This is a genomic window from Ferrovibrio sp. GW821-FHT12F09 (assembly GCF_058806775.1).
The window spans coordinates 2,177,289-2,203,542 of sequence record NZ_JBXAPZ010000001.1 but is presented as its reverse complement, the minus strand read 5'-3'; the positions used below and the strand labels follow the sequence as shown (position 1 = coordinate 2,203,542).

Sequence of the window (26,254 nt, the reverse complement as noted above, 5' to 3'; positions counted from 1 at the left end):
ACAAGCCTTTGGCTGGACGTCCGGGTCTGACTCGGATATTCGCATCTCCATGCTACGCTTTGGCAGGGCATACTCACAAGGTCTTTCTTGCCGCGGCGCGGCAGGCCGCCCTGCCTTGTTCTTTAAATTATTGATATTATTTATAATTTTATCGGCCCTTGGCACCGAATCGGCGGCGGCCGACGCGCTGCGGCTGACCCGGCTGCAGCTCGGCCTGAATGCGGGCCTCACCCGGCTGGTGATCGAGGCCTCCGGACCGCCCCAGGCGCAGCTCGCCGCCAGCCCCGACGGCCTGGGCCTGCTGCTGACTGTGGATAACATGCGCTGGGCCGCGCCGGCGCCGGCCGTCACCGCCAGCGGCCTGGTCGCCGCGCTCGGCCTGCCGGTCAGCACGCCCGCCGGCCCGCTCAGCATCGCCATCGACCTGGTGGAGCCGGCGGTGGTGGAGCGCGCCTTTCGCCTCGACCCGCAGGGCACCGCCGGGCACCGGCTGGTGATCGACCTGCGTCCGGCCGAGCCCAACGCCTTCAGCCTGGCCTTTGCCGCGCCGGTGACGCTGCCGCTGGACACCGCCGTCGATATCGCCCCGCCGCCGGCCGTAGCATCCGATCGCCGCCGCCTGATCGTGCTGGACCCCGGCCATGGCGGCCAGGATCCCGGCGCCATCAGCGCGTCTGGCCGCTATGAGAAGGAAATCACCCTGCAGGTGGCGAAGGCAGTGGCCGCGAAACTGCGCGCCACCGGCCGTTACCGCGTTCTGCTGACGCGCGAGAGCGACCGCTTCATACGGCTGCCTGAACGTGTCGCCCTGGCACGGGCCAAGGAAGCCGACCTGTTTCTCTCGATCCATGCCGACAGCCTGTCCGCCGACCGCAGCACGCGCGGCGCCAGCATCTACACCCGCGCCGATGCGGCCTCGGATACGGAAGCCGAGGCGCTGGCGCTGCGTGAGAACCGGGCCGACCAGCTGGGCGACAGCCCGCGCAGCGGCGAGGTGGACGATGTGGTGTCGATCCTGCTCGACCTCGCCTCGCGCGACACCGCCCGGCTGTCCAGCCGCTTCGCCGGCTTGCTGACAGCCGCCCTGGGCGAAAGCTCGACCCTGCGACGGAATGCTCTGCGCGCCGCCAATTTCCGGGTGCTGTCAGCGCCCGACGTGCCCTCGGCGCTGCTGGAGCTGGGCTACCTGTCCAATGCCAGCGACGAGGCCCTGCTGTTCTCGGAGGCCGGCCGCGACCGCCTGGCGACCACCGTGGTGACCGCCATCGACCGGTTTTTCGGCACGGAAGCGCGCTAAAGCGCCGCACAGGCGCCACAATCTTGTGTCTATACAGAACCGCCGTTCGGGAGTACCTGTACGGCCGAAAAACACCCTCTGGGGAAGCCTCCCGTCCATGCGTCTGCTGTCGCGCTTTTTCCTGCTGATGTTCCTGGCCGTGCTGGCCATGATCGGCGCCGGCGTCGCCGGTCTGGTCGGCCTGTGGTATTATGGCCGCGACCTGCCGGATTATCAGCAGCTGGCGAAATACGAACCGCCGGTGACGACGCGGCTGCATGCCGGCGACGGCCGCCTGATCGCCGAATACTCGCGCGAGCGCCGCCTGTTCGTGCCGATCCAGGCGATCCCCAAGCCGGTGATCCAGGCCTTCCTTTCTGCTGAAGACAAAAACTTCTATGAACATAGCGGCATCGATCCGATGGGCATCGGCCGTGCCGTGATCCAGAACGTGGCGAACCTGGCGCAGAGCCGCCGCCCGGTCGGCGCCTCCACCATCACGCAACAGGTGGCGAAGAATTTCCTGCTCGGCAATGAAGTATCGCTCGGCCGCAAGGCCAAGGAAGCCATACTCGCCTTCCGCATCGAGAAGACCTTCAGCAAAGACAAGATCCTCGAACTGTACCTCAACGAGATCTATCTCGGCTCGGGCGCCTATGGCGTCGCCGCGGCCGCGCTGGTCTATTTCGACAAGTCGCTCTACGACCTCACCCTGCCCGAAGCCGCCTATCTGGCCGCGCTGCCGAAAGCGCCGAGCAACTATCATCCGGTGCGCCACCTCGATCGCGCGAAAGCCCGGCGCGACTGGGTGATCGAGCGCCTGCAGGAAGACGGCGTCATCAATGTGGACCAGGCGCGCAGCGCCATCGCCACGCCGCTGGTGGCGCTGGCACGGCCGGAATCCGAGCTGGCGCGCGCCGACTGGTTCGCCGAAGAGGTGCGCCGCGACCTGGTGCAGAAATTTGGCGAGAAGGGCCTCTATGAAGGCGGCCTGAGCGTGCGCACCACCATGGACCCCAAGCTGCAGGCGGTTGGCGAGCGCGTACTGCGTGATGGCCTGGAAGCCTATGACCGCCGCGCCGGCGGCTGGCGCGGACCGCTGGCCAAGCTGCAGCCGGGCAGCGAATGGCGCCCACAGCTGACGGCCCTGCCGCCCTTCCCCGGCCTGCCCGTGAACTGGCGCGTGGCTGCGGTGCTGAGCCTGGAGACAGACAGCGCCAGCATCGGTTTCGCCGATGGCAACCGGGCGACGCTGCCGCAGACGGGTTTCCGCTGGGCGCGCAAAAAGATGGGCCCCGATCATTTCGGTCCGGTGCCGCGCACGGCGGCAGAAGTGCTGGCCGTCGGCGACGTGATCGCTGTCGAAGCCGCGGATACGGCCAAGCCCCAGGGCGCCTATAACCTGCGCCAGATTCCGGAAATCGGCGGCGGCCTGGTCGCCATGGATCCGCATACCGGTCGCGTGCTGGCGCTGGTCGGCGGCTTCGACTTCAAGATCAGCCAGTTCAACCGCGCCACCCAGGCCCTGCGCCAGCCCGGCTCGTCCTTCAAACCCTTCGTCTACACAGCGGCGCTGGACAGCGGCTTCACGCCCTCCTCGCTGGTGCTGGATGCGCCCTTCGTGCTCGACCAGGGCCCGGGCCTGCCGCTGTGGAAGCCGGGCAACTATTCCGACCAGTTCTACGGCCCCTCCACGCTGCGCGTCGGCATCGAGAAATCGCGCAACCTGATGACCGTGCGGCTGGCCCAGGCCATCGGCATGGAAAAGGTGGTGGAGAATGCCAAGCGCTTCGGCGTGATCGACAACATGCCGCCAGTGCTCTCCATGTCACTGGGCGCTGGCGAGACCACGCTGATGAAAATGACCACCGCTTACGCGGAGCTGGTCAACGGCGGCAAGAAGATCACGCCCACCCTGATCGACCGCGTGCAGAACCGCACCGGTGTCACCGTCTATCGCCACGACCGGCGCGAATGCACCGGCTGCCTGGCCACCGACTGGACCGGCCAGGGCGAGCCCGCCCTGCCCGATACGCGCGCGCAGGTGATCGATGCGGTTACCGCCTACCAGATGGTCTCGATGCTGGAAGGCGTGGTGCAGCGCGGCACCGGCATTCGTATCCGCGAACTGGGCAAGCCGCTGGCCGGCAAGACCGGCACCACCAACGACAGCATGGACACCTGGTTCATGGGCTTCAGCCCCGATCTCGCGGTCGGCGTCTTCATCGGCTACGACACGCCGCGCGACATGGGCAAGCGCGAGACCGGCTCGTCGGTTGCCGTGCCGGTGTTCAAGGCCTTCATGGCCGAAGCGTTGCAGGGCAAACCGAATATCCAATTCCGCGTGCCGCCCGGCGTGCGGCTGGTGCGCGTGCAGGCCGAGACCGGCGAACTGGCGCGGCCGGGCGACCGCAACGTGATCCTGGAAGCCTTCCGCCCCGGCACCGAGCCGCAGCAGGGCGAACGCAGCGCCGTGCTGGACGGTTCGATGCAGGCCGAGCGCGACAGCATCTCGGGCGTGGGCAGCAGCGCCGGCTCGGCGCCGATCTCCGGCACCGGCGGCCTTTACTGAAGACAGACTGGTTTTACGGAAAACTGGCGGGCAGCCGCTTGCCTGCCGCCCGCCATTGTCGCCTGCCGGATCGACTTACGGCAAGTCGATGACCTCGACCCAGTTCGGCTTCTTGCCGACGGGATATTCCTTGATCGCCGTCAGCGCACCGCTCTTGCCATCGATGCGATAGGCGGTCAGGGCATGCGACTGCTCACCGACCGCAAACAGATACTTGTTGCCCGGATCGATGCCGAAGCCGCGCGGCTGCTTCTGGGTCGGCACTTCGCCGATGCGGGTCAGCTTGCCGCTTGCGGCATCGACCTTGAAGCCGGTGATCGTGCTGGTGGTGCGCTCTGAACCGTAGAGGAACTTGCCGTCAGGCGTGAGGTGCAGGTCGGCCGCCCAGGGCTTAGCCCCACCCGCGGGCATCACGCTGACAGTCTGGAATTCTTTCAGCGTGCCGGCCTTAGCATTGTAGTGATAGGCGATGATGTCGCCGCTCAGCTCGGTGATCAGATAGGCGTATTTGCGGCTGGGATGGAACACGAGATGGCGCGGACCGGATTTCGCCGGCGCCACGACATTGCCAGCCTGCGTCAGCGTGCCGGTCTGGGCATCGAATTTGAACTGCAGCACCACATCGGAGCCGAGATTGGTGGCAAAGACATAGCGGTTGTCAGGGCTGGCGATGATGGCATGCGCATTCTGCCCGGTCGTGATGATCTGCTTGGGTGCCTGCACAGTGCCGGCTGGGGCGATCGGATTCACTGCGATCTTGTGGCCGCCGTATGAGGCACTGAGCAGATATTTGCCGCTACGGTCGGTCGACACATAGGCCATGCTGTCGGCCAGCGGGCCGTTCGCCGTGGGCTGCAGCTTGCCACTGGCCGCATCTATGGCGAAGCCGACCGTTGTGAACGGATCGGAGCGCACGCCGGCATAGAGGAATTTTTTGTCCGGGCTGACCGCCAGCGGCGTCGACGGCCCGGCCTTCGTGATGCCGGGGAATGGCGCGACCTGAACAGCGGTCAGATCGCCGTTCGCCTTGTTCAGTTTCAGGACATGAATGTCATTGCTGTCAGCATTGCCGACATAGACATAAGTGTCGGCTTTGGCCGCCGAGGCCAGCAGGCCGACGGCAACAGCTGTAGCCAGCAATCCGGTACGATAGATCATTGTCTACTCCCCTGTGGTTTCTTGGTTATGAACTACTCGGTCAGCGCTTCCTTGCGCTTGCGCAGGATGGCCGGCGACAGCATCGCCAGCAGCAGGATGGCAACCACGATCAGCAGGCCGGCCGAGATCGGGTGACGCAGGAAGACAGTGAAATCGCCATCGGACAGCAGCATGGCGCGGCGGAAATTCTCTTCCAGCTGCGGTCCCAGCACGAGGCCGAGCAGCAGCGGCGCCGGCTCGACACCGATCTTGATGAAGAAATAGCCGACCACGGCGCAGCCCAGCATCAGCCAGATATTGAACAGGCTGTTGGAGATGCCATAGGTGCCGATGCAACAGAACAGCACGATGGCCGGGAACAGCAGGCGGTAGGGAATCTTCAGCATCGAGACCCAGACACCGACCAGCGGCAGATTGATCACCAGCAGCATCAGGTTGCCGACCCACATGCTGGCAATCAGGCCCCAGACCAGCACCGGCTGTTCGGTCATCACCTGCGGTCCGGGCTGGATGCCCTGCATCATCAGCGCGCCGATCATCAGCGCCATCAGCGCATTTGAAGGAATGCCGAGAGTCAGCAGCGGGATGAAGCTGGTCTGCGCGCCGGCATTGTTGGCGGCTTCCGGGCTGGCCACGCCTTCGATGGCGCCCTTGCCGAAGCGCAAGGGATCCTTCGCCAGTTTCTTTTCCAGCGCATAGGCCGTGAACGGCGGCAGGGCCGCGCCGCCGCCGGGCAGCACGCCCAGCACCGAGCCGATCATCGTGCCGCGCACCATGGCGGGAAAGGCCTGTTTCATGTCGGCCCAGGTCGGAATCAGGTCACGGTAGCGCTGGCTGACCACGCGGCGGTCGGCGCCGCTGCGTTCCAGATTGGCAATGATCTCGCCCAGACCGAACAGTCCCATGGCGACCGGCACGAAATCGATGCCGTCCGACAGTTCGGTGACGCCGAAGGTCATGCGCGACACACCGGAATTCACGTCGACGCCGATCAGGCCGAGCAGCAGACCGAGCAGCACCATGGCGAGCGATTTCGAAACCGAACCATGGGCCATCACCACGGCGGCGATCAGACCGAGCACCAGCAGCGAGAAATATTCGACGGCGGTGAATTTCAGGGCCAGCGCCGACAGCGGCAGGCTGAGCAGTGCGATCACCACGGTGGCAACCGTGCCGGCGAAGAAGGACGAAATCGCGGCAGTGGCGAGCGCCGCACCGGCGCGGCCTTGCTTGGCCATTTCGTGGCCGTCGATGCAGGTGACCACAGAGGAGGTCTCGCCCGGCACATTGACCAGGATGGCGGTGGTCGAGCCGCCGTATTGCGCGCCGTAGAAGATGCCGGCCAGCATGATCATGGCGCCGGCCGGCTCCAGCCCGAAGGTGAAGGGCAACAGCAGCGCAATGGTCGGAATCGGCCCGATCCCCGGCAGCACGCCGATCGCCGTGCCGATCAGCGCGCCGATCAGGCAGAACATCAGGTTCTTGAGCTGAAAGGCCGTGCTCAGGCCGAGCATCAGGTTGTCGAGCAGTTCCATGGTCACATCACCACGAACTCAGGAACGGCGGCCAGACCGGCACCGGCAGCGCCAGCACGGTGACAAATAACAGAACCGAGGCTGCAGCCATGACGCAGCCGAAGACCAGCGCTTCCACCGGCCGCACCTCTCGGGTGGCAAAGGCGGCGATCACGATGGCGGCGACAGAAGCCAGCGCCAGGCCCGCCACTTCCACCAGCAGGGTGAAGACGGCGCCGGCGATCACGATGCCGAGCAGCGGACGCAACTGCACGCGCTCGATGCCCTGGAAACCGCGCAGCAGGCCACGGATCAGGAAAAACAGCCCGAAGCCGATCACCGCAACGGCGATGACGCGCGGCATGTAGCCAGGCCCCATATTCGCCGCCGAGCCGATGCTCAGCTTCCTGGTCGCGACAAGCGTGCCCGTCGCGACCAGCAGCAGGAACAGGCCGAACAGGAAGTCCGGCCAGTCGATCCGCTTGATCATGCGGTCAGTCGTTGGCCGGCTTGATGCCAGCTTCCTTGATGATGCCGCCCCAGGTCTTCACGCTGCTGGCCAGCCAGGTCTTGAAGTCGTCGGGCGAGCCGGCCTTCACCACGCCGCCCTGTTCGGCGATCTTGGCCTGCACATCGGGCTGAGCCAGAATCTTCTTCAGTTCGGCATTCAGGCGATTGACGGTGGCCGCCGGCGTGCCGCCGGTGGTCATCAGGCCCTGCCAGGTGCCGGCGTCCTGCGCAGGCCAGCCGGCTTCCTTGAAGGTCGGCAGGTCCTTGGCGGCCGGCAGGCGCTCCTCACCGGTCACCGCGATGCCGACCAGTTGCTTGTTGGCGACGAATGGCAGGGTCGCCGTCGTGCCATTGATGATGGTGTTGCTCTCGCCGCTGATTACAGCGCGCGAGGCGGCGGCGCCGCCCTTGTAGGGCACGTTCTTCCATTCAATGCCAAGTGCTTTTGCCATTTGCACAGCCGTGATGTGGTTCACCGCGCCGACGCCGGAATTGGCCACCGCCAGCTTGCCCGGATTGGCCTTGGCATAGGCGATCAGCTCTTTCGGATTGGTGGCGGGCACCGAGGGATGCACGGCCAGCACATAGGGGCCGAACATCACCATGCCGACGGTGGCGAGATCCTTCTCGATATTGAAGTTGAGATCGGGGAACAGGCTGGGCGCGGTGGAGAGGTTACCCACATCCATCAGCAGCAGGGTGTGGCCGTCGGGCTTGGCCTTGGCGACCGTTTCGGCGCCCAGATTGCCGGCAGCGCCGGGCTTGTTCTCGATCACCACCGACTGGCCGATGGCTTCCGACAGCTTCGGCCCGATCATGCGGGCAAGAATGTCCGACGTGCCGCCCGGCGCAAACGGCACGATGATGCGCACTGGCCCCTTGAAGTCCTGGGCCTGCGCGATGGATGGCGCGGATATGAAAGCGGCGATGGCAGCAGCCGTCAGGGCTACAGCCCGGATCATGCGGGTCTTCATCTGGCGTTCCTCCAAGAATATGTTGGCCAATGGTGTTGGCTGGACGGTCTGCGCCGCCTGCTGTCGGTCATGGTAATGGACATTCGATGCCTGAATGAGTTAATTTCAGACTAGATCAATACCTTTTTTGGATCGATGTTCGAGCTCAGCCAACTCAGATGCTTCGTTGCCGTGGCCGAGGAGCTGCATTTCGGCCGCGCGGCGCAGCGCCTGAACCTGACCCAGCCGCCGCTGAGCCGGCAGATCCAGCTGCTGGAACATGCGCTGGAGGTCAAACTGTTCGACCGCACCAGCCGTTCCGTAATGCTGACGCCGGCTGGCGCCACCTTCCTGCCGGAAGCGCGCCGTCTGCTCGGCCTGTCGGAAGCCGCCGCACTGTCGGTGAAGCGTACGGCGCGCGGCGAGGCCGGCACGGTCAGCATCGGCTTCACGGCGGTATCGGGCTATGACTTCCTGCCACGCATGATCGCCGATTTTCGCAAGGCCGCACCCGATATCGATCTGATCCTGCGCGAGATGGTTTCCGCCGATCAGCTTGAGGCGCTGGCGGGCGGGCGGATCGATATCGGCCTGATCCGCCCACCCTTCAGCCGCGTCGAACTCAATTCCAAATGCGTGGTGCGTGAGCCGCTGATGCTGGCCGTCCCGGTCGATCATCCGCTGGCCAAAACCGAGCGCGTGAGCCTGGCCGATCTCGACCGCCAGCCCTTCGTCACCTACTCACCCTATGAGGGACGGTATTTCTACGACCTGCTGGCGGCGATCTTTGCCGCAGCCGGCATCGCCCCGCAATATGTGCAGTATATCAGCCAGATTCATTCCGTCCTCGGCCTGGTGCGGGCCGGGCTTGGCCTGGCGCTGGTGCCGCAGGCGGCGACCAATCTGCGCTTCCGGGGCGTGCTGCTGCGGCCGATCGATGTCGGCGCCCATATCGTGGAACTGCATCTGGCCTGGCGGCGCGGCAACACCAATCCCTCGCTGCCGGTGCTGCTGGCCCAGGTGCCCGGTCTGGGGTGAGGCCCGCAGGGTCGGTATTTCCAGGCCTGCAGCCGAGGCTAAGCCCTTGGAACCACAGGCCGCTTGACACAATCGGGCCGCCTCTTTATACGCTCCGTTCTGGCGGGCGGTTAGCTCAGCGGTAGAGCACAGCATTCACATTGCTGGGGCCACTGGTTCAATCCCAGTACCGCCCACCATTTTCTCACAACGCTTTTCCGCATCTCCTGTCACCGCTATCGGGGTCGAATGCTTCGCCGTCAGCGTAGCGAGAACGAATCCATCGCCTCGACATCGAAGGAATACGACACCAGCGTTATCCCCGCCGGAATGCCGAGCCGCGAGTAGTGCAGCGTAGGGGACGTGATGCGACAGAGATCGGGCTGGCCGCGCCGCAGCAGTTCCGACACATGGTTGTGCAGGAAATAGCCATAGGCCCGGTCGCTGAGCGTGCGCAGGTCGCGACCGAGAATGCTGCGGTCGACATTGACCGAATGAGCCGCCGCTGCGCCGCCGCAATGGACGGTTCGAATCGAATCGTCCGCCTTGATCATGATATGCACATAGGCTAGCAGCCCCCTGTCGCCGAGCAGCTCGGGCAGCGACGTGCCGGCATTGCGGATGTCGGGCACAGCATCCAGCAGGCGGCTGGCGATCGGATTGTTGCGCGCCACGCTCATCGGCAGCGGCTGCGCCGACCATCCATGCGGCGTACGCACCTCGTCCATCAGGCCCGGAAAGCCGATGCTGGTGAAGTAATCCTCCAGCGCCTCGACTTCCTGGAACAGGATCGGATCGCGCCCCGCCCGTTTCGCCGACAGCGCGGCCGGCGTGAGGCCGACGGAACCGGCGACATCCTCGATCTTCACCTGGGCCTTCTCGGCCCGCCACAGCAGGGCCTTGTCCAGACGCTCCGCCAGCCCTGCATGAAGGGTCGGTTTCAAGGGGTGGATCTTGTCGTCCATTGTCTGGGCTATGCCTCGAGGGTAGCCCGGATTATCAGCCCGCCACCGCCGTGGTCAATGCTCGGCGATCACGGCCGCACCGCCGGCGTCTCCATCGGCATGCCGGCTGCGCGGCTGTTGAGATAGAGCTCCAGCTCCACCAGTTCGTCGGCGCCATAGGGATACGGCTCGGCACGCACGCCGGTCATGCAGTTGCGCAGGCGGCGCTGCAGCGACCCCATCGCCTGCCATTCCAGACGATAGATCGGATAGCCGGTCGGATGGGCCTGCGGAATCGGACTGCCGGCCAGCCGCTTGCCCCAGTTGTCGTCATGGCATTGCGCACAGGAGAAACTGAGCTGCCCCATGGGCGTGCCGAACAGCGTCTGGCCGCGCGCGCGCGCCGGCTGCAGCCGCGCATCATCAGGCGGCGCGACGGCCATGCCTTTCGACTGCTGCCCGATATAGGCGGCGAGACCCAGCAAGGCCCGGCTTTCGGGTTCATGGGCCGGCTGCTGCTGATGGGTCTGGCGGCAGGCATTGATGCGCTGCTGCAGGTCGACGGGCTTCTGTGTGCGCTCATCGAAGGCCGGGTAGCGCGCGGCGACACCGCGCATCGTCACCGTGGCATCGCCGTGGCAGGCCGCGCAGGATTTGGCCGCAGCTCCCGGCGCTTCGCTCCACAGCGCTTCGCCTTCCGCCACCCAGAGCATGGCGGGGTTGAGCGTGTCGTCCTGCTGCATCGCCTGGGTATCGCGGGTCATGAAGTCGAAGCCGGACCTGCGCTCGGCCAGCGGAATATCCGCGGCCATGGCGATGCCACCCAGCATGACGACCAATAGCAGCAGGACAGACCGGATCATGTCGCAGCGATCATGTGACCGTGATCGTCGCGGTTTCAGTCTGCGAGAAACCGTTGTCGCCGTCCCAGGTGAAACTGAGCGTGCCGCTCTGGGTTGCGACCGTGCTGAAACTGATGAAGGGGTTGGCGGCGACCGCCTGATGCAGGTCGGCGCTGAACACCTCTTCCCCGGCATAGCGGCAGGTGAAACGCCGCAGGATGTCGCGCGGCACCACCTTGCCATCGGCACCAGGCCGGTAGCCGGTTTCCATCACATGCGAGATCAGCGTCTTGATCTCGATGATCTCGCCTTTCTTCGCGGTCTTGGGCAGGCTGATCAATGCGCGCGCCATGGCGATCACTCCACACAGGCGGCAAGGGTCACGATCACCTCGACCTGATCGGACCAGAACGTGCCATCGCTGAATCCCGCCACGGCAATCACTTTCTGCGAGGTGGCGAGCCGCATGCGGGTCGTCACGGATGCCCGTCCGGCCCGCGGGCCGAAGCGGAAGACCGCCACATTGGGCTGCGGATTCTGCTCGGTGAAGATGGCGATGGCGCGCACATGGTTGTCCGGCGTCATCGGGCTGTCGGCCTTCACGGTCACCGAGACCGAATTGCCGTTCTCCACCAGCGGCGGCAGGTCCAGTTTGATGCGCCCGCGCTGCGGCGAAACATTGCCGGTGAATTCGGCAATCGCACCGGCCAGTTCGGCCGGTGTGGCAAAGGCATCGGGACGCAGCACCAGCAGGCCGGTCAGGCCCATGCCGCCGATCAAGGCCGTCCGTCGCGTCACCGCTCGCCCGTCCATGCGTTACTCCTGCAAGGTCTTCAGAAACGCCACCACATCCTCGATCTCCTGCGCCGTCAGCACCGTGGCATTCTGCCAGGCCGCACCGACGCGATTGAGACCATCGACACGATAGTAAGGCGGCATGATGGTTTCCGCATTCACCCGTCGTGAATCAACGATCCGCAAACGCAACTGTCCTTCCGACCAGCGCGAACCGGCGCCGGCCAGCGAGGGCGCAAGATTGCCCTGGAAGCGCTCCTCGGCAAACGGTCCGCTATGGCAGAGCAGGCAAAGCCCCTTCTGCCGGCTGACCACGATGCCGCGCCCGCGTCCCGCATCGCCGGTGCGCCCGGCGAGCGGTTGCGGGATCGCATCGCCGGCAGCCGTATAGGCGACCGGCGGTTCGGCATGAACCGAACCGCCCGTAAGCGCCGCCAGCATACCCAGCGCAATCGCCAGCCGAAGCCCCACTCAGTCCGCGCCCGTCAGGCCGACTTCAGATCGTGGTTCTTGAGCGGCAGGTCGCGGATGCGCTTGCCGGTGGCCGCAAAGATCGCGTTCAACACCGCTGGCGCCGCCACGGCGATGGTGGGTTCGCCCACACCGCCCCAGAAGCCGCCCGACGGCACGATCACGGTCTCCACCTTCGGCATCTCGTCGATGCGCATCATCGTGTAGGTATCGAAATTCTCCTGCTCGATGCGGCCCTTCGCCACGGTGCACTCGCCATAGAAAGCTGCCGTGAGGCCGTAGACGAAGGAGCCTTCCACCTGGGCCGCGATCTGCTGCGGGTTGACGGCATAACCCGGATCGGTGGCCGCGACGATGCGGTGCACCTTGATCTTGCCATCCTTGCCCACCGACACTTCGGCACAGGCCGCCACATATGAGCCGAAGCCCATGCATTGGGCCAGGCCACGGAAGATGCCGGCAGGTGCCGGCTTCGACCATTCGACCTTCTCAGCCACCGCGTTCAGCACGGCCAGGTGCTTGGGGTGATTGACCATCAGCTTGCGACGGAATTCCAGCGGATCCGTCTTGGTCTCATGGGCCAGCTCGTCGACGAAGCTTTCCAGATAGATCGTGTTCTGGTTCAGGTTCACCCCGCGCCAGAAGCCCGGCGGCACATGCGGGTTGCGCATGGCGTGATCGATCAGCAGGTTCGGGAAGGTATAGCCGATGGCCGCTTCCGGGCCGCCGGGATTGAGCCCCTGGAACACCACCGGATCGAGCCCGTTGCGGATATTCTGCGGGAAGATGCCGGCGACGATGGACTGGCCGGAGATGCGCATATGCAGGCCGGTCACTTCATTCTTGTCGTTCAGCGCCGCCGTCATCTTGCACTGGGTGATCGGGTGATAGCGGCCATGGGTCATGTCCTCTTCACGCGACCAGATCAGCTTGACCGGCGTGCCGGGCATTTCCTTGGCAATGGCCACGGCCTGCCGGACCCAGTCATGCACTGCGCCGCGCCGGCCGAAACCGCCGCCAAGGTGCAGCTTGTAGACTTCGCATTGCGCCGGCGGCAGACCGGAGGCTTCCGAAGCGGCGGCCAGGGCGGCCTCACCATTCTGCGTCGGCGTCCACACCTCGCAACGCTGCGGCGTGTATTTCGCCGTGGCGTTCATCGGCTCCATGGTGGCGTGATTCTGGAACGGATAGGAGTAGGTGGCCGTGACCTTGCGTGCCGCACCGGCGAGCGCCGCTTCCACGTCGCCGACCTTGTTGCCGGGCGCCGCCTCCTTCGCATCCAGGCCTTCCTTCAGCGTGGCGGCGATGGTGGCGCTGGAGACATTGGCATTCGCGCCTTCATCCCAGACGATGGGCAACTCATCGAGTGCGGATTTTGCCCGCCACCAGGTATCGGCAACCACGGCAACGGCGCTGTCGCCGACCTGCACAACTTTTTTCACGCCGGGCTTTTTCATCACCGCGGTGGCATCGAAGCTTTTCACCTTGCCGCCGAAGACCGGGCAATCCTTGATCGCCGCATTGAGCAGGCCGGGCAGCTGCAGATCGACACCATAGACCTGCTTTCCGGTCAGCTTGTCGACGGTATCCAGCCGCTTGACCGGCTTGCCCACCACCTTCCAGTCCTTCGGGTCCTTGAGCGGCACATCGGTCGGCGGCGTCAACTTCGCCGCCGCATCGGCCACCTTGCCGTAGGAAGTTTTGCGGTTCGACGGCTTGTGCGTGATGACGCTCTTCTCCGCCACGCATTCCGTCACGGGCACTTTCCACTGTTCGGCCGCAGCCTGTACCAGCATCATGCGCGCCGCGGCACCACCCTTGCGGACGTAGTCATGCGACTCACGGATGCCGCGGCTGCCGCCGGTGGAGAAATTGCCCCAGGCGCGGTTGCGTGCCAGGTTCTGGCCAGGTGTGGGATATTCGGTGGTCACCTTCGACCAGTCGCATTCCAGTTCCTCGGCCACGAGCTGGGCCAGGCCGGTGAGCGTGCCCTGCCCCATCTCGGAACGGGCGATGCGGATCACCACGGTATCGTCGGGCTTGATCACCACCCAGGCATTGATCTCGGGCACGGCCTTCGGCTGCGCCAGTGCATCGAAGGGGATATGGAAGCCGATGGTCAGGCCGCCGGCAGCGGCAGCCGATCCGGCGATGAAGCCGCGGCGAGAGACTTTCTTGCGGGACAGGGATGTCATGGCAGTCATGATGGCTCTCCTCCCGCTTAGCTGCGCGTGCGCGGCGCGGCGGCGCCCATGCCGGCGGCCTGATGAATGGCGCTGCGCACGCGGTTATAGGTGCCGCAGCGGCAGATATTGGTGATCTCGTTGTCGATATCGGCGTCGGTGGGCTTCGGCGTCTTTTTCAGCAGCGCCGCCACCGCCATGATCATGCCGACCTGGCAATAGCCGCATTGCGGCACATCCTGGTCAAGCCAGGCCTTCTGCACCGGATGGCCGCCATTCGGCGACAGGCCTTCGATGGTGACGATCTTCTGCTTCTCATTGATGGCGGAAGCCGGCATGGCACAGGAGCGCACCGCCTCGCCATCCACATGCACCGTGCAGGCGCCGCATTGCGCGACGCCGCAGCCGTATTTGGTGCCGGTCAGCTTGAGCTGTTCGCGGATCACCCAGAGCAGCGGCGTATCCTCCTCGGCTCGGAACTCGCGCACTTTGCCATTCACATTGAGCTTGGGCATTGCCGTCCTCCTGGTCCGCCGCGGGGCGCGGCGCTGCTGCTATTCGGGCTTTAGGGCGTCGTCAGTATACAACCGGGACCGGTTGCAGCGCCGAGGCACATGTTTGTGATAGGCGGCGAAACATGGGCCGGCCCGTGTGCACTGCACCCAAACCCTGCGGCGCGCCATCCCGTTTGGATTGCAGTTGACAGGTCTGGGGCAATTTAGATAAATCGATTTAGTAAATCGATACACCAAATCATAAAAAGACCACCAACCGGGAAGGAAACCAACCATGTCGATCACGCGTCGTCACTTTGTCGGCGCTGGCGCCGGCCTCGCCGCCGCCAGCCTGTTCCCCGCGCCTGCCATCCTGGCCCAGGGCGCGCCGATCACCTTCCGCGTTTCGTCCAGCATGCCGATCGACCCCAATGCGGCGCATCATGCCTGGTTCGACATCTTCCAGAAGAATCTGAAGGCCAAGGTCGGCGACAAGATCCGGCTGGATTTCTTCCCCAACGGCCAGCTCGGTAAGGAAGCCGATGTGGTGCAGCAGGTCATCATCGGCTCGGTCGACATGATGATCACCGGCTCGTCGATCTGGGCCACCGCCGTGCCCGAACTCGGCGCGCTGGATCTTGGTTTCCTGTTCGACAACTACGCCCATGGCGCCAAGGCGCTGGATGCCGGCGTGGGCAAGACCTTCGAGGCCATGCTGGATGAGCGCAAGGGCGTCAACGTGCTGGGCTGGGGCTTCCATTTCGGCGCCCGCAGCGTCTACACCCGCACCAAGGCCGAGAACCTGGCCGGCCTGAAGAGCGTCAAGCTGCGCGTGCTGCCGGCGCCGGCCTTCATCGAGACGTTCAAGCTGATGGGTGCCGTGCCGGTGCCGATCCCGGTCAACGAGCTGTATACCGCGCTACAGACCGGCGTGGTCGATGGCTTTGAGCATGATCCGGCCACCGTGCTGTCGAACCGCTTCTACGAAGTGGCCAAATTCTGCCTGCGCACCGACCATCTGTTCAGTCCGATGATCTGCGCCATCGGCAAGCGCGGCCTGGCCAAGGTGCCGAATGACATGAAGGCCGCCTTCATGGCCGCCGCCCGCGACGCCACCGTGGCCGAGCGCGCCATCGCCGATGCCAAGGCGACCGAAGCGATGAAGGAGCTGGAGAAACTGGGCGTCACCTTTACGCCCTTCCCGGCCGCTGACCGCGCCGCGATCTCCAAACCGATCTCGGATACACTGTATGCGCAGTTCATGACCCAGTATCCGGCGACCAAGCCGGTGTTCGACGCCATCGCCAAGGCGCGCGGCTAAACATCCTGGACCCAGGCTCCGGTCACGCCCTGCAAGGCGGACCGGAGCCGACAAGGAAAGTATTGTCATGAACAGCAGTGCGCCGCTTCCCGATGCTCCCCTCCTGTATGCCCGCTACGGCCGCATGGGCGGCGTGCTGCGCCACGGCCTGAGCGTGATCGAACACGCCGCCGGCCTGGCCCTGGCGGTCGACGTGCTGGTGGTCTTCGCCTCGGTGATCTATCGCTATTTCCTACATGACCCCGTCGACTGGGCCGAGGAAGTGGCCCGCGCCCTGATGGTGCTGCTGGTCTTCTTCGGCGCCGCCACGGCGCTCGGTCGCAGCCACCATGCCGGCATCGACGTTTTCCGCGCTGCCTTCCCGCTGCACTGGCAGGCGGCCCTGGTGCAGTTCGGCCGCTGGGTTGTCGTCGGCGTGGCGCTCGCCCTGCTGGCCACGACCTATTCCTTGATCGAGGAAAGCGCCGGCCAGACCACACCGCTGGGCCTGCCGCACGGCATCTATATCTATCCGGTGCTGGTCGGCAGCCTGTGCATGGTGGTCTTCGCGCTGGCCAATGCCTTCGAGGCGTCGCGTGCCCTGGCCTTCGGCACCCTGGCCGTTGCGATCATCCTGGGCGCTGGCCTCTGGCTCTGGCACACGCTGGCCTGGGCCTCGGCACCTTCGCCGCTGGTTCTGCTGCTGGTCGGCTTCATCGGCAGCGTGGTGATCGGTGTGCCGATTGCCTTTGCCCTGGCCTTCGCATCCCTGGCGTATTTCCTCGCCGATCCCTCCCTGCCGATGGTGATCTATTCGCAGCAGGTGTCGGCCGGCGCCGATCATTTCGTGCTGCTGGCGATTCCCTTCTTCGTGCTGGCCGGACTGGCGATGGAAGCGAACGGCATGTCCTCGCGCCTGATCGAGCTGCTGTTGCGCATGATGGGTCGCATGCGCGGCGGCATCAACCTGATCACCATCGTCGCCACCGCGGTTTTCTCCGGCATCTCCGGCTCCAAGCTGGCCGATATTGCCGCCGTCGGCGGCATCATCATGCCGGCGGTGCGGCGCAGCCGGCAGGATCCCAATGAAACCGCAGGCCTGCTCGCATGCACGGCCGTGATGGCGGAAACCATTCCGCCCTGCGTCAACATGATCATCTTCGCCTTCGTCGCCAATGTGTCGGTCGGCGGCCTGTTCGTGGCCGGCCTGGTGCCGGCGGCTTTCCTCGCCTTGCTGCTGGCAGCCGTCGCCATCTGGTTTGGCGGCAAGGTCGATCCGCAGTATCTGAAAGCCAGCGACCGCTCGATGGCGCAACTGATCGTTGGCTCCCTGGTGGCCCTCATCATGATCCTGATGATCGGCCGTGGCGTCATGGCCGGCCTGGCGACCTCGACCGAGATTTCCGCCTTCGCCGTGGTCTATGCCCTGGTCGTCGGCGGCCTGGCCTTCCGCGAGCTGACCACGCGCATAACCATAAAGCTGTTCGTGCAGTCAGCAGCCATGGCCGGCAGCATCCTGTTCATTGTCGCCGCCGCTTCGGGCTTTGCCTATGCGCTGACCATCGAACAGATTCCCACCCTGATCTCGCAGACCATGATCGAGTTCGGTCACAAATACGGCAGCGTCATGTTCGTTCTGCTCGCCACCGTGGTGATGATCTTCTTCGGCGCTGTGCTGGAAGGCGCGCCGGCGCTGATCATCTTCGGCCCGCTGCTCACCCCCATCGCCGCCCAGCTTGGCGTCAGTCCCCTGCATTTCGGCACCGTGATGGTCATCGCCATGGGCTTTGGGCTCTTCGCCCCTCCCGTCGGCCTGGGGCTGTTCGCCACCTGCGCGATGACCGGCACCCGGGTTGAGGATGTGGCGCGTCCGATGGCAAAATACCTTGCCATCCTGGCTTTGGGGCTAATTATACTGGTGCTGTTTCCGACCTTCTCGCTCTGGCTTCCTGCAAAATTCGGCATGAACTGATCCCATGTCCACTATCAGCGATGTTGCCAGACTGGCCGGGGTTTCCACATCGACGGTGTCGAATGTGCTGAACGGCCGTGTCGAGCGCATGAGCAAGGAAACACTCGACCGCGTGCAGCAGGCGGTGGCCGAACTCGGTTTCCGCCCCAACCGCACCGCGCGCCAGCTTAAGACCGGCGAGACCCAGCTGCTCGGCCTGCTGGTGCCCTCGATGGGCAATCCGTCTTACGGCCTGCTGGCCCGCGAGATCGAGCGGGTGTCGCGCGAGCGCTACGGCTATCGCGTCATCGTCGCCAACACCTATCGCCAGCCGGACCAGGAACGCGCTTTCCTCGACGACCTGTGGTCGCAGGGCGTACGCGGCGCCATCGTCATCTCCTCGCTGGCCGACGAAGCCCATTTCGAGGAGCCGGTGGCGCGTGGCCTGGTCACGGTGAGCTATGACAGCCATGCCCGTCGCGACCGTCAGCCGATCCTGGATTATGTCTCGGCCGACAACGTGGCTGGCGCCAGCCTCGCCGTGCAGCATCTGGTGGCCGAGGGCCACCGCACCATCGCCTTCCTCACACCCTCGGGCTGGACCTTCAGCCGTGCTGAAAAACGCGAGGGCTTTCTCCATGCCGCGAAAGAAGCCGGCATACAGGGCGTGATCATCGCCGGCAGCACGGCGTCGCATTACGCCGATGAGGAAATGGCCGAACTGGGCCAGAGCCTGGCCGCACCGCTGGCCGGGCACCCCGATAAACCGACGGCTGCCGTCGCCATCAACGACATGATGGCCATCGGACTGATGGCCGGCCTGCGCGATCTGGGCTTCTCACTGCCAGGCGATATGTCGGTGATCGGCATGGACGGCATTCCACTCGGCGCCTATACGGCACCGCCCCTGACCACCGTCTGCCTGCCGCTGCCGGAACTGGCCCAGACCATGGTCGACCGCATCATGCTGCGTCTCAAGCAGCCCGATACCGCACCGGGCGAATTTCGATTTGCCTCTTCCCTGCTGCTCCGCGATTCCGTTGCCGCGCCAGCCAAGCGGCGCGCCAGCGTCAAGCCATCCCGGTGATCCGACCCATCATGCGTATCCTGCTCACCCACACGCCCGATGCTTTCCAGAACTATTATGGCGAAGATGCCCTGGCCGGCCTGCGCATCCATGGCGAGGTGCGACTGCACAAGGGCGCGACGCCGCTCGACACGGCAGCGCTGATCGCGGCGGCCCATGACTGCGATGTGATCGTGTCCGACCGCCAGACGCCCGGCGAAGCCGCCGTCTTCGAATCCCTGCCCAACCTGGTCGCTTTCCTGCGCTGCGCCATCGATATCCGCACGATTGACCTGGCGGCGGCGAGCAAGGCCGGCGTGCTGGTCACCCAGGCCACCGCTGGCTTCATCGATGCGGTGGCCGAACTGGCGGTCGGCTTCATGGTCGACCTGTCGCGCGGCGTCAGCGCCGCCGTGCACGCCTATCAGACCGGACAGCCGCCCGCCATCCGTATGGGCATCCAGCTGTCGCGCGCCAGTGTCGGCATCATCGGTTATGGCGCCATCGGCCGGCGCACGGCCGCACTGGCCCATGCCTTGGGCATGACGGTTCTGGCCTGCGATCCGTTTGCGCAGATCACCGAGCCTTATGTGGAACAGGTGGCTATGCCCCATCTGCTACATGCAGCGAAATTCGTGATCTGCCTGGCCCCAGCCAATGCCCAGACCGAAAAGCTGATGGATGCGCGGGCCTTCGCCGCCATGCAGCCGGGCAGCTATTTCATCAACCTGTCGCGCGGCGACCTGGTGGATGAGGCTGCCCTGGTGCAGGCGCTGGACAGCGGCCATCTGGCCGGCGCAGCGCTGGATGTCGGCCGTGCACCGGACCAGATGCCGTCACCCCTGCTGGCCCGGCGCAGCGATGTGATCGCCACGCCGCATATCGGCGGCCTGACGCCCGAAGCGGTGTCGCATCAGGCCTTCGACACCGTGAAACAGGTAGCGGCGCTGGCCGCTGGTCAGGTGCCGCCGGGCGCCGTCAATGCTACGGCAGCACGGCGGCTGGTTCGCCTCGGCGTCACCGTCGCGTAATCCGCTCAGCTGCGGCGCTTGGCCCGCAGTTTCAGAGTCTGCAGCAGCATCATATCGCGTTCGGCGCTCAACTCTGCAATCGAGCGGCCATTCGCTTCGGCTTCCACGCCGCGCACGATGGCCTCCTTCACCGCAGGCGTGAGCGATGGATTGCCCAGCGAGGCCCAGCGCTTTTCCTGGCTGGGACCGAGATGGTCGAGATAATGGCGGATGCCGCCGTCGCCGCCACCCAGGTGATAGGTCATATGCGCGCCCTGGATCGACCAGCGCAGGCCCGGCCCTTCCACCAGCGCCCTGTCGACATCTTCGACATCGGCGATGCCCTCGGCGACGATATTGACCGCTTCGCGATACAGCGCCGAGGCCAGCCGGTTGGCGATATGGCCGGGCGCTTCCTTCTTCATGCGCACCGGCACCTTGCCCATCGCGGTGTAAAAGGCGATCACGCGGCGCACCACGGCATCGTCGCTGCCGAAGATTTCCACCAGCGGTACCAGATGCGGCGGATTGAAGGGATGCGCCACCACCACCTGCGCAGCTTTCGCCACGCCTTCGGTCAGATCGGACCAGGCAAAGGACGAGGTGCTGCTGGCAATGATCGTATCGGGCGCTGCCGCGAAAATATCGGCATAGAGCCGACGCTTCAAATCGATCTTTTCCGGCGCATTCTCCTGCACCAGGTCGGCGTCCTTCACCGCGGCTGACAGGCGGCGCAACAGCTTCACCTTACCGCGACCGCGCAGGCCAAGCTGGGCGAGCTGCCTGCGCGCCACCAGCATGCGCGGACGGAAAGCAGCGAGCGCGGTTTCGTCGGGATCCCAGACCGTCACATCGATGCCACCGGCCGTGAACAGCGCCGCCCAGCTCACGCCGATCAGGCCGCCGCCAACGATGGCCACGCGCTGCACAGGCAGATCGATCTGCGTCATGGGTCTTTATCCTTTGAATATTAAGCGGCAGCCGGCGGAAAAACCTGCGCGGCAAAGCGCGGGTAGGTCTCGGCGATCTCTGCGGCAATACGCGTCCGCATCAGCCCCAATACATCGGCATCCGGCGCCGGGGTCTGCGGCACGGTGTCCGGGCAATCGAAATCGAAGCCGGTATTGTCGCGCACCTCTTCCACACTGTGACCCGGATGCACGCTGTCCAGCCGGAACCGCAGCCTGCTCTTGTCGAAGGCAAACCAGCACAGGTTGGTCAGCAGGCCGATGGGGCCGCCGGGCCGATACGTACCGTCATTCTTCGGACCGGCCGAGGAAATGAAATCCACCTTCGGCACCAGCACGCGGCGCGAATGCTCCTCGCGGAACAGGATGACGCGTGGCACCAGGTAATAGAGATAGCCCGAACCGAAGGAGCCCGGCCAGCGCACGTCAGTCTGCGGATATTCGCCGCCGGCACCGACGAGATTGATATTGGCCTGGCCATCAATTTGCCCGCCGCCAAGGAAGAAAGCATCCAGCCGACCCTGGGCTGCGATATCGAACAGCTCGACGCCGCCGTTGCAGAAGAAATCGTTGCGCACGCTGCCCAGGATATTCACGCGCAGCCGACCACCCGACTGCGCCCGCGCCAGCAGCGCGCCGGCACCGGGGATCGGCGAGGAGGCGCCAGTGGCGACAATGCGACAGCCCTGCAGCAGCCGTGCGATGGTGTGGATCAGCAATTCCTGGCGGCTGAAGGACATGGCTTACTCGGCTGCCCGCCGATCATGCACGAAGAGATCGAGATAGCGCCGGAAACCCTCCTCCGTGCGCGCCAGTTCGCCATATTGTTTCAGATGCGCCTCGTCGTAATCGTAGATATCCCAGAGCTTGAGCGGCCATGCGCCGCGCGGCGCCTGGGCGATGCCACCAATGTAAGCTGCCGTCAGCGTACCGGCGGCGCTTTCTTCGGTGGCCAGCAGATCGAGATCACGGATTTCCTCCACCGTCACCAGCGCCTGGGCGGAGGCATGCGCCATCGCCACCAGCTCGCGGCGGCGGCCGATGAACACATTGCCGTTGCGGTCGGCATAGGGCGCGTGGAAGACGGCGAAATCCGGCCGGATTGCCGGCAGCAGCACGATTGGGTCTTGTTCGGTATTGAACGGATTGTCGATCACCTGCCAGTCCGGGCGATTGGCCAGAAGATCGGTACCGAGCAGGCCACGCAGCGGCATGAAGGGTAGCCCCTTGCCGGCGGCCTGGATGGCGGCATGGATGGCCGGACAGGTGGCGTCCATCATGCGGAACTGCTTTGCCTTCAGGCCGACCTGGAAGCGGTGCGCCGTGCCGTATTCGCCGAGCGTGATAGCCGAGGTTTCCACCGTGGCCACGCAGCCGGCGCCGATCAGCATCTCGGTCTGCAGGCCCGAGGCCGGCACACAGACCACATGGAGGCCGCGGATACCGCGGCGGATCATGGCGCGGGTCATCTCCATGGCGACACCGGAATAATCCGGCGGCACGGCGATCTTGGAGCCATCGGGGATCATCGCGGCAAGCTGGTCGAGACCGGTCATGGCGCCTCCTGTTGCTTCCTCCCGTTCTATTTAGGGGCAACAGGGCGCGTCGTCTATCGGGGACGGTGCTGCGCCGCCTCATATGGCGGCGCAGCATGGCGGAATCAGCCGCGCAGCTTGTTGATCCAGGCTTCCAGTGCCACCATCAGCTTCTGGATGAATTCGCGGGTCGGCTGGTCGGTCAGCTTGCCTTCGGCATCGAACTTGGTCTGCGCCATGCCGATAAAGACTTCCGGCTTGTTCACCGGGAAAGCATTCAGGAACACCATCATCTTGCGCAGGTCATACTGCGCGCGGCCGGTACCCAGCGGCCCCATGGCGGCGCCCATGATGGCGACCGGCTTGCCGTCGAACGGCTGGGGCTGCAGGCGCGAGACCCAGTCGATGGCGTTCTTCAGCACGCCGGGGATCGAGAAATTGTATTCCGGGGTGACGATCAGGATGGCATCGGCCTCGCCCAGCGCCTTGCCCAGGCGCTGCACCGGCGCCGGGAAGCCCTGCTGCTTGATGTCGTCATTGTACAGCGGCAGATCGCCAATCTCGGCCGGCGTGATGGTCATGCCGGCCGGCGCTTCCGCGATGGCGACGCGCAACGCCGCGGCGTTGTAGGAAGCCTTGCGAAGACTGCCGCACAGGGCGGCGACGCGGATCGGTGCAGTCATGGGAAACCCTTTCGTTTCTGAAGGCGGTTATTGTTCCGCCTGGAAGATTTCGCTGCGGCGCTTGCCGAGCTGCGGCAGCAGTACCAGACAGGGCACCAGCAAAGCCAGTACGATCAGCGTGGCGGCCAACGGCCGGGTGACAAAGACGCTGGCATCGCCATCGGACAGCGCCATGGCGCGACGCAGATGCTCCTCGATCAGCGGCCCGAGTACGAAACCCAGTACCAGCGGCGCCGGCTCCAGGTCGAGCTTGGACAGCAGATAGCCGAGCAGGCCGAAGCCGACCGCCAGCCAGACCTCGAAGGCGCTGCCATTCACGCCATAAACGCCGATGCAGCAGAACAGGAAGATCGCCGGGAACATCAGGCGATACGGCACCTTCAGGAACTGAATCCAGATCCCGACCAGCGGCAGGTTGATGATCACCAGCATGATATTGCCCAGCAGCATGCTGGCGACCAGGCCCCAGAACAGATCCGGCCGCTCGGTCATCACCGTCGGGCCCGGCGCGATGCCATGGATCATCATGCCGCCAACCAGCAGCGCCAGTACGGCATTCGGCGGAATGCCGAGCGTGAGCAGCGGAATGAAAGACGCCTGGGCCGCGGCATTGTTTGCCGATTCAGGGCCGGCCAGGCCCTCCACGGCACCATGGCCGAATTCTTCCGGATGGCGCGACAGGCGCTTTTCCAACCCATAGGAACTGAAGGAAGCGAGGATCGCGCCACCGCCGGGCAATACGCCCAGGATGGTGCCGAGAATGGTGCCGCGCAGCACGGCCGGGACCGCGCGCCGGGCCTCCTCGCGCGAGGGCCACAGGCGGCCGACCTTCTTCACCATACCGCCCTGCGTCTGGGTACCGTCGAGATTGCGCATCACTTCGGCGATGCCGAACAGTCCAACCGCCAGCGGCACGAAGCCGATGCCATCGGACAGCTCGGGGATATCGAAGGTCAGGCGGGCATAGCCCGTATTGACGTCACGCCCCACCGTACCCAGCACGACGCCCAGGCCGACCATGGCGATGGCTCCCAGCATCGAACCATGCGACATCGCAATCGAGATCGACAGGCCGAGCAGCATCAGGCCGAAATACTCGGCCGAGCCAAAAGCCAGCGCCAGTTTGGCGAATTCCGGACCGAACAGCACGTTCAGCATGGTGCCGACGATGCCGGCAAAGAACGAGCCGAGCGCTGCAATCGCCAGCGCCGAACCGGCGCGGCCGCGCACCGCCATCTGGTAACCATCGAGACAGGTGACCACGGAGGCCGTCTCGCCCGGCACCTTCATCAGGATCGAGGTGGTGGAACCGCCATATTGCGAGCCGTAATAGATGCCGGCCAGCATGATGAGGGCCGCGACCGGCGAGAGATAGAAGGTGACCGGCAACAGCATGGCGATGGTGGCAACCGGTCCGATGCCCGGCAGCACACCGATCAGCGTCCCGCATAACGCACCGAGAAAGCAGAACAGCAGGTTGCCCGGCTGTAACGCAATGCCGAGGCCAGTGGCGAAATGCTCCAGCGATTGCATCATGTCAGCGGAACTCCGGCCAGATCGGCACCTGCAGACGCAGGCCGTAGCCGAACAGCAATGTCACGAAAGCGGCGAGCACGACAGCAGCCGTGACCCGCTCCTTCAGCGACAGGTCACGCGAGGCGAGACCGGCAATGAAAGTGGTTACAGCCGCCGTCAGCGCCAGGCCGAGCCAGGACAGCAGCAGGGCGAACATCGCCATGGCTGCCGGGATGACGAAAGCGCGCGGTGTGAAACCGCCGGTCGAGGCTGCAGTGACGGGAGCGCGGAACAAAGCACGGAGCGCCATCAGAATGCCGAGCAGCAGCAACAGGCCACCGGTCAGTTGCAGCATGAGCCCTGGGCCGATATCCGAGAGATCGCCGCTCGGATATCGCCAGGTCAGAACAAGCACCAGCGCGCCGGCAAGTGTGGAAAACACGCCGGCGCGGAAGTCCCTGGCGGCAGGCAGGCTGGTCACTGCCGGTTCCCGTTTACTGCTGTTGCTGCTGGATGCCGTCATCCTGCATCACCTTCGCCCAGCGCTGGATCTCGGCGCCGAGATGGGTGTTGAAGGCGGCCGGCGTGCCGGTCTCGGGCAGGAAGTAGGCATCTTCCACCTGCTTGCGCACCTCGGGCTTGCCCAGCGCCGTGGTCACGGCGGCGTTCATCTTGGTGATGATGGCATCCGGCGTGCCGGCCGGGAAAGCCAGACCATACCAGGTGGTGACGTCGTAGCCGCGCAAACCGGCTTCGGCCACGGTGGGCGTGTTGGGCAGCGCCGGGAAACGCTTGGCCGACGTGACCGCCAGCGCCTTCAGCTCGCCGCCCTTGATCTGACCGATCACCGGGGCTGCCACTTCCACCAACAGCTCGACTTCGTTGCTGCGCACGGCGGCGATGGCGGCCGGCGTGCCGCGATAGGGAATGTGGCGGATTTCGCCGCCGCTCATGTTGCGGAAGACTAGGCCGGCGAAATGCTGGGTGCTGCCGACGCCGACGCTGGCGAAGCGGATCTTGCCCGGCTGCGCCTTGATCAGGTCGATCAGGGTCTTGCCGTCGGTTGCGGCCACGTCGTTGCCCGCCACAATGATCAGCGGCATGGTGGCCACCAGCGAAACCGGCGCAAACGACTTGTGCGAGTCATAGGGCAGCGATTTGTAGAGGCTGGCCGAAACCGCATGACCATTGTTCATCATGAAGATCGCCGAACCGTCCTTCGGCGATTTGGCGACAAAGTCGGCGCCGATGGTCCCGCCGGCGCCCGGCTTGTTTTCCACCACCACCGGCTGGCCGAGAATTTCCGACAGCGGCTGAGCAATGATGCGGGCGATGATATCGGTGCCGCCGCCGGCGCCGAAGCCGACCACCATGCGGATCGGCCGTGACGGCCAGTCCTGCGCCAGAACCGGCAGAGCGGCAAAGGTCGCGGTGAGGGCAACAGCCAGGGCGGTGAATGTGGTCTTCTTCATGGGTTCCTCCTCTATCGGCCGGCCC

25 protein-coding genes and 1 tRNA gene are annotated in these 26,254 nt (G+C 65.0%); 8 read left to right on the top strand and 18 right to left on the bottom strand.

Annotation, left to right across the window (positions count from 1 at the left end):
* The first annotated feature begins 130 nt into the window (after positions 1 to 130).
* Positions 131 to 1,297, top strand: a complete 1,167-nt coding sequence (locus AC1ROB_RS10875; RefSeq protein ID WP_493031420.1) for an N-acetylmuramoyl-L-alanine amidase family protein — start codon at positions 131 to 133, stop codon at positions 1,295 to 1,297.
* A 97-nt stretch (positions 1,298 to 1,394) separates the two neighbouring features.
* Positions 1,395 to 3,848, top strand: coding sequence for a penicillin-binding protein 1A (locus tag AC1ROB_RS10870; RefSeq protein WP_492971156.1), 2,454 nt, complete (start codon positions 1,395 to 1,397; stop codon positions 3,846 to 3,848).
* A gap of 75 nt (positions 3,849 to 3,923) precedes the next feature.
* Here the strand turns inward: AC1ROB_RS10870 and AC1ROB_RS10865 are convergent, their stop codons facing one another.
* The 4 genes from AC1ROB_RS10865 to AC1ROB_RS10850 are packed head-to-tail and all read right to left on the bottom strand — an operon-like array spanning position 3,924 to position 8,004.
* Positions 3,924 to 5,006 (bottom strand): lactonase family protein, encoded by a 1,083-nt coding sequence (locus AC1ROB_RS10865; protein WP_492971157.1) that lies wholly within the window; start codon positions 5,004 to 5,006, stop codon positions 3,924 to 3,926.
* 32 nt (positions 5,007 to 5,038) lie between these two features.
* Positions 5,039 to 6,541: a tripartite tricarboxylate transporter permease gene (locus AC1ROB_RS10860; protein WP_492971158.1), complete on the bottom strand. Its 1,503-nt coding sequence runs from the start codon at positions 6,539 to 6,541 to the stop codon at positions 5,039 to 5,041.
* Between the two features lie 7 nt (positions 6,542 to 6,548).
* Positions 6,549 to 7,010 carry a tripartite tricarboxylate transporter TctB family protein gene (locus AC1ROB_RS10855; RefSeq protein WP_492971159.1) on the bottom strand — a complete coding sequence of 154 codons (462 nt, stop codon included), beginning with the start codon at positions 7,008 to 7,010 and terminating at the stop codon, positions 6,549 to 6,551.
* A 4-nt stretch (positions 7,011 to 7,014) separates the two neighbouring features.
* Positions 7,015 to 8,004 carry a Bug family tripartite tricarboxylate transporter substrate binding protein gene (locus tag AC1ROB_RS10850; protein WP_492971160.1) on the bottom strand — a complete coding sequence of 330 codons (990 nt, stop codon included), beginning with the start codon at positions 8,002 to 8,004 and terminating at the stop codon, positions 7,015 to 7,017.
* A gap of 135 nt (positions 8,005 to 8,139) precedes the next feature.
* On the opposite strand from AC1ROB_RS10850, the gene AC1ROB_RS10845 reads away from it, so the two are divergent.
* Complete coding sequence (locus tag AC1ROB_RS10845) at positions 8,140 to 9,021, top strand: LysR family transcriptional regulator (protein WP_492971161.1); 882 nt, start codon at positions 8,140 to 8,142, stop codon at positions 9,019 to 9,021.
* Positions 9,022 to 9,125: 104 nt separating this feature from the next.
* Positions 9,126 to 9,200: transfer RNA gene (locus tag AC1ROB_RS10840), tRNA-Val, on the top strand.
* A 60-nt stretch (positions 9,201 to 9,260) separates the two neighbouring features.
* On the opposite strand, the gene AC1ROB_RS10835 is transcribed toward AC1ROB_RS10840, so the two are convergent.
* The 7 genes from AC1ROB_RS10835 to AC1ROB_RS10805 all read right to left on the bottom strand — a co-directional run bounded on the left by AC1ROB_RS10835 (position 9,261) and on the right by AC1ROB_RS10805 (position 14,750).
* On the bottom strand, positions 9,261 to 9,944 hold the full coding sequence (locus tag AC1ROB_RS10835) for a hypothetical protein (protein WP_492971162.1): 684 nt from the start codon (positions 9,942 to 9,944) through the stop codon (positions 9,261 to 9,263).
* A gap of 89 nt (positions 9,945 to 10,033) precedes the next feature.
* A complete protein-coding gene (soxA, locus tag AC1ROB_RS10830) occupies positions 10,034 to 10,807 on the bottom strand; it encodes a sulfur oxidation c-type cytochrome SoxA (RefSeq protein ID WP_492971163.1) in 774 nt (257 codons plus the stop codon).
* Between the two features lie 10 nt (positions 10,808 to 10,817).
* Positions 10,818 to 11,138: a thiosulfate oxidation carrier complex protein SoxZ gene (gene soxZ / locus AC1ROB_RS10825; RefSeq protein ID WP_492971164.1), complete on the bottom strand. Its 321-nt coding sequence runs from the start codon at positions 11,136 to 11,138 to the stop codon at positions 10,818 to 10,820.
* Positions 11,139 to 11,143: 5 nt separating this feature from the next.
* The gene (locus tag AC1ROB_RS10820; RefSeq protein ID WP_492971165.1) at positions 11,144 to 11,599 is read right to left on the bottom strand and encodes a SoxY-related AACIE arm protein; all 456 of its coding nucleotides are present in this window, start codon (positions 11,597 to 11,599) and stop codon (positions 11,144 to 11,146) included.
* A gap of 3 nt (positions 11,600 to 11,602) precedes the next feature.
* Positions 11,603 to 12,052 carry a sulfur oxidation c-type cytochrome SoxX gene (gene soxX, locus AC1ROB_RS10815; protein ID WP_492971166.1) on the bottom strand — a complete coding sequence of 150 codons (450 nt, stop codon included), beginning with the start codon at positions 12,050 to 12,052 and terminating at the stop codon, positions 11,603 to 11,605.
* Between the two features lie 14 nt (positions 12,053 to 12,066).
* Positions 12,067 to 14,256 (bottom strand): xanthine dehydrogenase family protein molybdopterin-binding subunit, encoded by a 2,190-nt coding sequence (locus AC1ROB_RS10810; protein WP_492971167.1) that lies wholly within the window; start codon positions 14,254 to 14,256, stop codon positions 12,067 to 12,069.
* A 17-nt stretch (positions 14,257 to 14,273) separates the two neighbouring features.
* Positions 14,274 to 14,750, bottom strand: coding sequence for a (2Fe-2S)-binding protein (locus AC1ROB_RS10805; protein WP_492971168.1), 477 nt, complete (start codon positions 14,748 to 14,750; stop codon positions 14,274 to 14,276).
* Between the two features lie 274 nt (positions 14,751 to 15,024).
* Between AC1ROB_RS10805 and AC1ROB_RS10800 the strand changes: the two genes are divergently transcribed.
* The 4 genes from AC1ROB_RS10800 to AC1ROB_RS10785 all read left to right on the top strand — a co-directional run bounded on the left by AC1ROB_RS10800 (position 15,025) and on the right by AC1ROB_RS10785 (position 20,077).
* On the top strand, positions 15,025 to 16,050 hold the full coding sequence (locus AC1ROB_RS10800) for a TRAP transporter substrate-binding protein (protein ID WP_492971169.1): 1,026 nt from the start codon (positions 15,025 to 15,027) through the stop codon (positions 16,048 to 16,050).
* Positions 16,051 to 16,117: 67 nt separating this feature from the next.
* Positions 16,118 to 18,001 carry a TRAP transporter large permease gene (locus AC1ROB_RS10795; protein WP_492971170.1) on the top strand — a complete coding sequence of 628 codons (1,884 nt, stop codon included), beginning with the start codon at positions 16,118 to 16,120 and terminating at the stop codon, positions 17,999 to 18,001.
* 4 nt (positions 18,002 to 18,005) lie between these two features.
* Positions 18,006 to 19,067 (top strand): LacI family DNA-binding transcriptional regulator, encoded by a 1,062-nt coding sequence (locus tag AC1ROB_RS10790; protein ID WP_492971171.1) that lies wholly within the window; start codon positions 18,006 to 18,008, stop codon positions 19,065 to 19,067.
* 11 nt (positions 19,068 to 19,078) lie between these two features.
* Positions 19,079 to 20,077: an NAD(P)-dependent oxidoreductase gene (locus AC1ROB_RS10785; protein ID WP_492971172.1), complete on the top strand. Its 999-nt coding sequence runs from the start codon at positions 19,079 to 19,081 to the stop codon at positions 20,075 to 20,077.
* A gap of 5 nt (positions 20,078 to 20,082) precedes the next feature.
* On the opposite strand, the gene AC1ROB_RS10780 is transcribed toward AC1ROB_RS10785, so the two are convergent.
* The 7 genes from AC1ROB_RS10780 to AC1ROB_RS10750 form a co-directional block, all read right to left on the bottom strand.
* Entirely contained in the window at positions 20,083 to 21,006 is a 924-nt protein-coding gene (locus AC1ROB_RS10780; protein WP_492971173.1) for a 3-hydroxyacyl-CoA dehydrogenase NAD-binding domain-containing protein, read from the bottom strand.
* A gap of 20 nt (positions 21,007 to 21,026) precedes the next feature.
* Positions 21,027 to 21,764, bottom strand: a complete 738-nt coding sequence (locus AC1ROB_RS10775; RefSeq protein WP_492971174.1) for a CoA-transferase — start codon at positions 21,762 to 21,764, stop codon at positions 21,027 to 21,029.
* 3 nt (positions 21,765 to 21,767) lie between these two features.
* On the bottom strand, positions 21,768 to 22,580 hold the full coding sequence (locus AC1ROB_RS10770) for a CoA transferase subunit A (protein ID WP_492971175.1): 813 nt from the start codon (positions 22,578 to 22,580) through the stop codon (positions 21,768 to 21,770).
* A 104-nt stretch (positions 22,581 to 22,684) separates the two neighbouring features.
* Positions 22,685 to 23,242, bottom strand: coding sequence for an NADPH-dependent FMN reductase (locus AC1ROB_RS10765; protein ID WP_492971176.1), 558 nt, complete (start codon positions 23,240 to 23,242; stop codon positions 22,685 to 22,687).
* Positions 23,243 to 23,269: 27 nt separating this feature from the next.
* A complete protein-coding gene (locus tag AC1ROB_RS10760; protein ID WP_492971177.1) occupies positions 23,270 to 24,778 on the bottom strand; it encodes a tripartite tricarboxylate transporter permease in 1,509 nt (502 codons plus the stop codon).
* Position 24,779: 1 nt separating this feature from the next.
* Complete coding sequence (locus AC1ROB_RS10755) at positions 24,780 to 25,238, bottom strand: tripartite tricarboxylate transporter TctB family protein (RefSeq protein ID WP_492971178.1); 459 nt, start codon at positions 25,236 to 25,238, stop codon at positions 24,780 to 24,782.
* A gap of 13 nt (positions 25,239 to 25,251) precedes the next feature.
* Positions 25,252 to 26,229, bottom strand: a complete 978-nt coding sequence (locus tag AC1ROB_RS10750) for a Bug family tripartite tricarboxylate transporter substrate binding protein (protein ID WP_492971179.1) — start codon at positions 26,227 to 26,229, stop codon at positions 25,252 to 25,254.
* Between the last annotated feature and the right edge of the window lie 25 nt (positions 26,230 to 26,254).